Origin of the sequence: Pseudomonas agronomica, from assembly GCF_025917275.1 — a bacterium.
GTDB lineage: Bacteria > Pseudomonadota > Gammaproteobacteria > Pseudomonadales > Pseudomonadaceae > Aquipseudomonas > Aquipseudomonas agronomica.
Window position 1 is genome coordinate 1 of the sequence record NZ_JAOSHO010000243.1, and the last position, 7621, is coordinate 7621.

At 63.8% G+C, this 7621-nt stretch carries 7 protein-coding genes and 1 riboswitch; of the genes, 6 read left to right on the plus strand and 1 reads right to left on the minus strand.

Features of this window, described 5'->3' with window-relative positions; all coding sequences use genetic code 11:
- Positions 1 to 95: 95 nt before the first annotated feature.
- Positions 96 to 491, minus strand: a complete 396-nt coding sequence (locus OC610_RS16960; protein ID WP_264429226.1) for a hypothetical protein — start codon at positions 489 to 491, stop codon at positions 96 to 98.
- Positions 492 to 794: 303 nt separating this feature from the next.
- Positions 795 to 896: riboswitch (guanidine-I (ykkC/yxkD leader) on the plus strand.
- A gap of 60 nt (positions 897 to 956) precedes the next feature.
- Here OC610_RS16960 and OC610_RS16965 point away from each other — a divergent pair.
- From OC610_RS16965 to OC610_RS16990, 6 genes are all read left to right on the plus strand, one after another.
- The gene (locus OC610_RS16965; RefSeq protein ID WP_264429228.1) at positions 957 to 2024 is read left to right on the plus strand and encodes a putative urea ABC transporter substrate-binding protein; all 1068 of its coding nucleotides are present in this window, start codon (positions 957 to 959) and stop codon (positions 2022 to 2024) included.
- 15 nt (positions 2025 to 2039) lie between these two features.
- Positions 2040 to 2855 (plus strand): ABC transporter permease, encoded by an 816-nt coding sequence (locus OC610_RS16970; RefSeq protein ID WP_264429230.1) that lies wholly within the window; start codon positions 2040 to 2042, stop codon positions 2853 to 2855.
- Positions 2852 to 3640, plus strand: a complete 789-nt coding sequence (locus OC610_RS16975) for an ABC transporter ATP-binding protein (RefSeq protein ID WP_264429232.1) — start codon at positions 2852 to 2854, stop codon at positions 3638 to 3640. The genes OC610_RS16970 and OC610_RS16975 overlap by 4 nt, the downstream gene beginning before the upstream one ends.
- 13 nt (positions 3641 to 3653) lie before the next feature.
- A complete protein-coding gene (locus tag OC610_RS16980; protein ID WP_264429234.1) occupies positions 3654 to 4379 on the plus strand; it encodes an urea amidolyase associated protein UAAP1 in 726 nt (241 codons plus the stop codon).
- Between the two features lie 11 nt (positions 4380 to 4390).
- The gene (locus tag OC610_RS16985) at positions 4391 to 5032 is read left to right on the plus strand and encodes an urea amidolyase associated protein UAAP2 (protein WP_264429236.1); all 642 of its coding nucleotides are present in this window, start codon (positions 4391 to 4393) and stop codon (positions 5030 to 5032) included.
- 297 nt (positions 5033 to 5329) lie between these two features.
- Positions 5330 to 7621, plus strand: a 2292-nt coding sequence (locus tag OC610_RS16990) for a 5-oxoprolinase/urea amidolyase family protein (RefSeq protein ID WP_264429237.1), incomplete at its 3' end; no start/stop codon positions are given.

Sequence of the window (7621 nt, forward strand, 5' to 3'; positions counted from 1 at the left end):
TCGCGAGCAAGCTCGCTCCCACAAAGGTGATCCCATAAGGTTATCGCAGGCACAAAAAAGCGGCGCTCGATGCGCCGCTTTTTGTTGCCCTGCCATCAGCGGTGGTTGCCCCGTCCATCGCGGTCACCATGTCCGCGATCGCGGTCACCGTGCCCCCAATGATCCCGACCGCCACGGTCGTCGTTCCAACCACCCCGGTCACGGCCGCCCCAACCACCCCGGTCCGGATAAGACCGATACGCTCGCGGTGGCGAGTAATAGCGCGGGCCTTGCTGGTAGTAACGCGGTGCCGAGTAATAGCGTGGCGCCGGTTGGTAATACCGCGGTGCGTAATAGCCACGCGGTGCCGAATAATATCCTCCGCTGTAATAGGCCGGCCCTGGCGAGGTGTAGACCTCTGAACGGTAATAGCTCGAGTCTCCGTCGTAGTAAGGCACGCATGCCGAAAGAGTCAGACCAAGAAAAGCAATGAGGAGCAGTCGTCGATACATGGCGGCCTCCTGGACCGCGAATGGGCCACATCAGCGACGCTGATGGGCGGCAGTCAACATTTGTGACTGACGAATATTCAGACAGCAAAATCGGAATCTGGTGCGACTTGGCAACAACTGGAAACATGTCACTCGTCGCCCTCTTCCGGTGCGCGACGGCACCACAAGCAAGCACAAATCCGCCCTCAATGATCCCTCCCCGACGCCCACCTGCTCTAGCATGGGCGTTTGCCCGAATTGGCACGGCTCTCGCTTTAACAATCCCCGTGCAGGAGTCATCACAGGTTCGCGGCACCACAATTTGCAATGGCCGACTAGGGTTCCGGCTCGCCTCTGGCGAGTGGCTGGTCCGAGAGTTGGCGACCTCCAGTTGAGGTTACACGGCGGGACAAAAGCCCGGGAGACAAGCCACCGTTCGCGGTGCCGCGTTGCTCCTGTCCGCCCTTGATCAACTGGAGAACCACCATGTTCAAGCTTCGTCTGTCCGCCCTGCTCCTCGCCGCCCTCTCGGCTCTCATGAGCTTCTCGTCCGTCGCCGCGCAAAAAGACCATTTCAGCGTGTGCTGGACCATTTACGCCGGCTGGATGCCCTGGGAGTACGCCGGCAGCCAAGGCATCGTCGATAAATGGGCGAAAAAATACGGCATCACCATTGATGTCGTGCAGCTCAACGACTACGTCGAATCCATCAACCAGTACACCGCCGGCCAGTTCGACGGCTGCACCATGACCAACATGGACGCCCTGACCATTCCCGCCGCCGGTGGCGTGGACAGCACAGCGCTGATCGTCAGTGATTTCTCCAACGGCAACGACGGCATCGTCCTCAAGGGCGACGGCAAGAAAGTCGCCGACCTCAAGGGCATGGACGTCAATCTCGTGGAGCTGTCGGTGTCTCATTACCTGCTGGCCCGCGCGCTGGACTCGGTCAATCTCACCGAGAAGGACCTGAAAGTCGTCAACACCTCCGACGCCGACATCTCGGCCGCCTTCAACACCGACCAGGTCAAGGCCGTCACCACCTGGAACCCGATGCTCTCGGACATCAAGGCGCAGCCGGGCGTGAGCGAAGTATTCAACTCCAGCCAGATCCCCGGCGAGATCATGGACATGATGGTGATCAACACCCAGACCCTCCACGACAACCCCACCCTGGGCAAGGCCTTGACCGGCGCCTGGTTCGAAGTGGTGGCGCTGATGAACGCCAGGAATGCCGCCGCCAACGCTGCGCTCGAACACATGGCCAAGGCTTCGGGTACCGACCTCAAGGGTTTCCAGGCGCAACTGGACACCACCAAGCTGTTCGCCACGCCCCAGGAAGCGCTGGGCTTCGCCACCAGCGATCAACTGCCCGCCACCATGGGCAAGGTGGCCGAGTTCTCGTTCAAGCACGGCTTGCTGGGCGAAGGCGCCAAGGACACGAACGCGGTCGGCATGGCGTTCGCCAATGGCGTGACCCGCGGCGACAAGGCTAACCTCAAGCTGCGCTTCGACCCGACCTACGTACAGCTGGCCGCCGACGCCAAGCTGTAAACCGGAGGACCTGGCATGCGCCTGATCAACCGCTACCCGGATCGCCCCAGCCGCTTGCTGCTGGTCATCCTGCCATTCGCACTGGTGCTGTTCGCCTACTTCATGGGCTCGGCCGAACGACTGACAGAGAACCCCAACGACAAGCTGCTGCCCAGCGCCGTGCAGATGGTCGATGCGGTGAAGCGCCTGGCCTTCACCGCCGATGCCCGCAGCGGCGACTACCTGCTCTGGCAAGACACCGCGTCGAGCCTGCGTCGGCTGGCGATCGGCCTGGGCATCAGCGCCCTGGCAGGGCTGTGCCTGGGCATTGCCGCCGGCACGCTGCCGCTGTTCGGCGCGCCGCTGTCGCCCTTGCTTACCGTGGTCTCGATGGTGCCGCCGCTGGCGATCCTGCCGATCCTGTTCATCGTCTTCGGCTTGGGGGAACTGTCGAAAGTGATGCTCATCGTGATCGGCATCACGCCGTGCCTGGCGCGGGATCTGGAACAGCGCGCCCGGGAGATTCCGTCCGAACTGCTGATCAAGGCCCAGACCCTCGGCGCCTCGACCTGGACGCTGATGCTGCGCGTGGTGCTGCCGCAACTGCTGCCACGCCTGCTGATCTCCCTGAGATTGATGCTGGGCTCGGCCTGGCTGTTCCTGATCGCCGCCGAAGCCATCGCCTCCACGGACGGGCTCGGGTATCGGATTTTCCTCGTGCGTCGCTACCTGGCGATGGACGTGATCCTGCCGTACGTGGTGTGGATCACGCTGCTCGCCTGGCTGATGGACTGGGGGCTCAAGCGCCTGACCCTTCGAGCGTTCCCTTGGTACGAGGGGGCGAGAGCATGAGCTTCATCACGGTAAACAACGTCTGGCAACAATACGCCGACCAGGTCGTGCTGGAACGCTTGAACCTGAACGTCGCCGAGGGTGAGTTCTGCACGCTGGTGGGTGCTTCGGGTTGCGGCAAATCGACCTTCCTGCGCTTGTTGCTGGGCCAGGAGCGCGCCAGTCGCGGACAGATCCTGCTGGATGGCGAACCCTTGGCGGGCGAGCCGGATGCCAGCCGGGGCGTGGTGTTCCAGCGCTATTCGGTGTTCCCACACCTGACGGTGCTGGACAACGTCGCCCTGGGCCTGGAGTTGCCGCGTTCGCCTTTGCTGGGCCGTCTGTTCGGCAGTGCCAAGCGCCAGGCTCGCGAAGAGGCTGCGCAACTGTTGGGCAAGGTCGGCCTCGGCCACGCGTTGGACAAATACCCGGCGCAGCTCTCCGGCGGCATGCAGCAACGGCTGGCGATCGCCCAGGCCTTGATCATGAAGCCGCGAGTGCTGCTGCTGGACGAACCCTTCGGCGCCCTCGACCCGGGCATTCGCAAAGACATGCATGCCTTGTTGCTGGAACTGTGGCGCGAAACCCGGCTGACGGTGTTCATGGTCACCCATGACCTGTCCGAAGGTTTCAGCCTCGGCACGCGCCTGCTGGTGTTCGACAAGGTCCGCGTCGACCCTCACGCGCCGGGCGCCTACGGCGCACGCATCACCTACGACATTCCATTGAACAGCGACCGCCGCACCGCCCGTGCCGCCGTCGACGCCCCGCCCGCCGAATTGGCCGGCACGTTGCGTATCGCTTGAAAGGAGTTTTTCCATGACCGATTCGACCCAGCTGTTTCCCCCCTTCGCCGAAGAACTGCTGCCTGGAGGCGGCCACCGTTCCTTCGTGCTCAAGCGCGGCCAACTGCTGCGCCTGACCGATCTGCGCGGCGGTGCCAACGTGAGCCTGACATTGCTCAACGCCAACGAAAAAACCGAACGGCTGAACCTGCCCGACAGCCTCAAATGTCAACACACCGCCAAGCTCACCGCCGGCCATTGCCTGTATTCGGACATGGGTCGAGTGCTGGCGGCAATCACCGCTGATACCTGTGGTTGGAGCGACAGTTTTGGTGGTGTGCTCTGCGCCGAAGAGGTCGCGCAAAAGTATGGTCAGGGCCGCTACCAGGAACTGCGCAACGGCTTCTTTCGCAACGGCACCGACAACCTGCTGGTGGAGCTGGGCAAATGGGGGTTGGGCCTGTCCGACCTGCTGATGATCCTCAACTTGTTCAGCCGGGTCGACGTCGACGCGGCCGGCCATTTTCACTTCGTCGAGGGCAATTCCAAGGCCGGCGATTACATCGAGTTGTATGCACCGATGGACACCCTGGTGGTACTGACCGCGCTGCAACACCCGATGGACCCGAACCCGCAATACGCCCCGCAACCGCTCAAGCTCAGTTGGATGAGCGCTGATGCCAGCGTCGCCGAACACTGCCGCATTTCGCGCCCCGAAAACCAGCGCGGCTTCATCAATACCGACCGCCTGTTCGCCTGAGGATCGTCGCCATGTCACTTGCTATCGCCACCACAGCCAAGCAACCCGATACCGCCATCTACCGCGCCACGATTCCCGCCGGGGAACCTTGGCTGACAGAGGTCAAGGCCGGCCAGACCCTGCGCATCCTCGACCTGGAGGGCAACCAGGCGGTCGATACGCTGTTCTACAGCCTGGCCAACCCCAAGGAGCGCTATGACGTGCAGCGCACCTTGCGCCGCCAGAACAGCGTCTACCTGACCAGCGGCAGCGTGCTGTATTCCAACCTCGGCCGCCCCATGCTGACCCTCATCGAAGACACTTGCGGGCGCCACGACACCCTCGGCGGCGCCTGCGCCCAGGAAAGCAACACCGTGCGCTACGCGCTGGAAAAACGCCACATGCACAGCTGCCGCGACAACTACCTGCGGGCCTGCGCCCACGACGGTCGGCTGGGCAAGGGCGACATCGGGCCGAACATCAACTTCTTCATGAACGTGCCGGTGACCGCCGAGGGCGGCCTGACCTTCGAAGACGGGATTTCAGCGCCGGGCAAATACGTCGACCTGCGGGCCGAGATGGACGTGATCGTCCTGATCTCCAACTGCCCGCAATTGAATAACCCGTGCAACGCCTACAACCCCACACCAGCGGAGCTGTTGATATGGAACTGAAATTCGTGCGCCTGCGCCGCTGGTTGTTCGCGTTGTGCCAAAGCCGGTCGGGGCAGTGCATCAAATGAGCGGCTGAACGCCACCGGCCCTGTGGGAGCGAGCTTGCTCGCGATAGCGGCGGCACATCCAACCTCGATGCAGCTGACAGACCGCTATCGCGAGCAAGCTCGCTCCCACAAGGTCTGATGGTGTTTTTAAGAAAGTTTCGCCCACGGGGACGACCCCGTCGGCCATCGAAAACTGCGGGACGGCCCGCATCCCAGTTCAGGCAGCACGCAGGCCTGAGGGGGCAATGCCATGTTCGAAAAAATCCTCATCGCCAACCGTGGCGCCATCGCCTGCCGCATCCTGCGGACCTTGCGCGAATTGAAGATCCAAGGCGTCGCGGTGTATTCCCAAGCCGACGCCGCCAGCCTGCATATCCTCCAGGCCGACGAAGCCCACTGCCTGGGCGAAGGCGCGGCGGCGGGCACCTACCTGGCGGTGGATAAGCTCCTGGCGATCGCCAGGCACAGCGGCGCGACGGCGATTCATCCCGGCTACGGCTTCCTTTCGGAAAACGCCGCGTTCGCCGAAGCCTGCGAGGCCGCCAATATCGCCTTCATCGGCCCGACACCGGAGCAACTGCGCGTGTTCGGCCTCAAGCACACCGCGCGGGACCTGGCCCGCCGGCACGGCGTGCCGTTGCTCGAAGGCACCGAATTGCTCGACAGCCTCGACGCGGCGTTGCTGGCCGCAAGGCAGATCGGCTATCCAGTGATGCTCAAAAGCACCGCGGGCGGTGGCGGCATCGGCATGCGCGTGTGTCGCAGCAATGTTGAACTGGGCGAGTCCTTCGAAGCGGTCAAGCGCCTGGGACAGAACAACTTCAGTGACGCTGGCGTGTTCATCGAGAAGTACATCGAGCGGGCGCGGCACCTCGAAGTCCAAGTGTTCGGCGACGGCCACGGTCAGGTGATTGCCCTCGGCGTGCGCGACTGCTCGGTGCAGCGGCGCAACCAGAAAGTCATCGAAGAGACGCCCGCGCCCAACCTGCCCGAAGGCATGGCCGACGAACTCTGCGCAGCGGCGATCAAACTGGCCCGGGCAGTGAATTACCGCAGTGCCGGCACCGTGGAGTTCGTCTACGACAGTGACGCCGGGCGCTTCTACTTCCTGGAGGTGAACACCCGACTGCAGGTGGAGCACGGCGTCACCGAGCAGGTGTGGGGCGTGGACCTGGTGCGCTGGATGGTGCAATTGGCCGCCGGCGAACTGCCGCCGTTGAGCGAACTGAGCCAGGGGTTGAAAGCCGAGGGTCACGCGATCCAGGCGCGCCTGTATGCCGAGGATCCAGGCCGGGATTTCCAGCCAAGCCCAGGGCTGCTCACTGCCGTGAAATTCCCCAAGGCCGACGGCCGACAACTGCGCATCGACACCTGGGTCGAGGCCGGCTGCCAGATCCCCCCCTACTTCGATCCGATGATCGCCAAGGTCATTCGTTGGGCTCCGACGCGTGAGCTGGCGCGCCTGGGCCTGTACCAAGTGTTGGACGAAAGTCTGCTGTACGGCGTGGAAACCAATCGCACCTACCTGCAACAGATTCTGCTCGACGCGCCCTTCGCCAACGGCCAGCCCTGGACGCGCTGCCTGGAAACCCTGGCCTACCGCGCCAACACCTTCGAGGTGCTCAGCCCCGGCACCCAGACCAGCGTCCAGGATTACCCTGGCCGCCTCGGTTATTGGGCCGTGGGCGTACCGCCGTCGGGTCCGATGGACAGCCGTTCGCTGCGCCTGGGCAATCGCCTGTTGGGCAATGACGAAGGCGCGGCGGCCCTGGAAATCACCATGAGCGGGCCGCTGCTGCGCTTCAACTGCGACGCGCGAGTGGCGGTGACTGGTGCGCAAATTGCCCCGACCCTGGACGGCGAGGCGGTGCCAATGAACACTCCGCTGTCGATCGCCGCCGGATCCACCCTCGCCCTGGGCACCATCAGCGGCGCCGGGGCGCGCAGCTATCTGTGCCTGCAAGGTGGCTTGCAAGTGCCGGATTACCTGGGCAGCAAAAGCACCTTCACCCTCGGCCAGTTCGGCGGCCACGGCGGACGGGCGTTGTGCACCGGCGATGTGCTGCACCTGGCGGCGCTGGATGAGCGCGCCGCGTTGCCGCCAATCGACGCGCCGCCGCTCCTGTTGCCACCCGTGCGGCACATCCGCGTCATCTACGGTCCACACGGCGCACCGGAATATTTCACCGAGTGCTATATCCAGACGTTCTTCGACACGTCATGGGAAGTGCATTTCAACTCCAGCCGAACCGGCGTGCGGCTGATCGGGCCGAAGCCGGAATGGGTCCGGGCCGACGGCGGCGAAGCGGGCCTGCACCCATCCAACATCCACGACAACCCGTATGCCATCGGCGCCGTGGACTTCACCGGCGACATGCCCGTCATCCTCGGCCCCGACGGCCCGAGCCTGGGTGGTTTCGTCTGCCCGGTGACGGTGATCGAGGCAGACCTGTGGCAATTGGGGCAGCTCAAGGCGGGGGACAAGGTCAGGTTTGTGCCGGTGGACTTGGAGACCGCGCGCGCACTGGCAATGGATTTCCCC

Bases quoted from the DNA above. Each gene is read 5' to 3' on its own strand.
- OC610_RS16960 (WP_264429226.1), bottom strand. From the start codon at position 491: ATGTATCGACGACTGCTCCTCATTGCTTTTCTTGGTCTGACTCTTTCG.
- OC610_RS16965 (WP_264429228.1), top strand. From the start codon at position 957: ATGTTCAAGCTTCGTCTGTCCGCCCTGCTCCTCGCCGCCCTCTCGGCT.
- OC610_RS16970 (WP_264429230.1), top strand. From the start codon at position 2,040: ATGCGCCTGATCAACCGCTACCCGGATCGCCCCAGCCGCTTGCTGCTG.
- OC610_RS16975 (WP_264429232.1), top strand. From the start codon at position 2,852: ATGAGCTTCATCACGGTAAACAACGTCTGGCAACAATACGCCGACCAG.
- OC610_RS16980 (WP_264429234.1), top strand. From the start codon at position 3,654: ATGACCGATTCGACCCAGCTGTTTCCCCCCTTCGCCGAAGAACTGCTG.
- OC610_RS16985 (WP_264429236.1), top strand. From the start codon at position 4,391: ATGTCACTTGCTATCGCCACCACAGCCAAGCAACCCGATACCGCCATC.